The sequence below is a fragment of the Limnohabitans sp. Rim28 genome (assembly GCF_000293865.2).
In the GTDB taxonomy this organism is placed as follows: Bacteria; Pseudomonadota; Gammaproteobacteria; order Burkholderiales; family Burkholderiaceae_C; genus Limnohabitans_A.
In genome coordinates this window covers 1-517 of the sequence record NZ_ALKN02000054.1, presented here as the reverse complement: position 1 = coordinate 517, position 517 = coordinate 1, and the positions used below count along the sequence as shown (strand labels likewise).

Annotated in this window: 1 protein-coding gene; it reads right to left on the bottom strand. The window is 64.4% G+C overall.

Annotated elements, in window-relative coordinates; all coding sequences use genetic code 11:
* On the bottom strand, positions 1-517 hold a 517-nt coding region (locus B472_RS17160), incomplete at both ends, for a hypothetical protein (protein ID WP_019425722.1).

Here is a 517-nt window from a genome sequence, read left to right as displayed (position 1 = left end):
GATCGCCTCGCCTGCGGCTGTGGCCGCATCAGTGGCCGCCGTCACAGCTGTATTGGCTGCATTGGCCGCCGCGGTCGCGGCTGTGGCCTTGGCCGTCAGCGCCGTTTGCGCAGTCTCCACCGCCAACAGCTGAGCTAGGGTAGCGGGGTCGCTCATGGCACTCAGCGCAGTGCTCAGCGCCAACTGGGCCGCATCCAGTTCGCTTTGGGCGGTGCCCAAAGCGGTGTTGGCAGCGTTGGCTGCACCGACGGAAACCACCCACTGAAGTTGGAGCAGAGTCTTCAGTTGAGTCGCATCGTTTGCTGCAGCAAGGTTTGCCTGTACGGCAGCAAGGTTATCGGTGGTGACACCGGTGATGCCGAGCAGTTCGAGCTGCGTTTTGGTGGCGTTGCCGTCCATCACCGCTTGCACCGCTGTGGCCAGCGCTTGGAGCTTGGCCACCGTGTCCACGTCGGTGTCGGCTTTGTTGTCGATCACGCTGCCCAGCAGGCTGGTCTCGGCTCCTGCGTCCACGCCC